General features: G+C 56.8%; 1 protein-coding gene. It reads left to right on the top strand.

What is annotated here, in order from left to right:
* Positions 1 to 234: hypothetical protein (locus tag AF337_RS44385; RefSeq protein ID WP_210168059.1), on the top strand; the 234-nt coding region annotated here is incomplete at both ends.

Raw genomic sequence — 234 nt, 5'->3', positions numbered from 1 at the left:
AGTTCCTGTATCGGTCGGATGGCCACGGCGCCATTCAACATTTCCTGGAGTTCCAATTGTGGGGCGGCCCGCTGAACTATGTTTTATGCGATTTCGGCATGGCAAGCGCGGATGGGCATCGCTTTGCCGTGGAGTGCCTGAAATTATATGGCGGCGTTAGTTACTCATGGGAGAACTGGGTGCCGCCCGTCTTCGGTGTTTGGTGTCAAGTCGGTCGGTTCTGCGGGTGGGGTC

This window comes from Rhizobium ecuadorense, assembly GCF_001187535.1.
Lineage (GTDB): Bacteria > Pseudomonadota > Alphaproteobacteria > Rhizobiales > Rhizobiaceae > Rhizobium > Rhizobium ecuadorense.
This window is presented reverse-complemented; position numbering and strand designations above follow the sequence as displayed.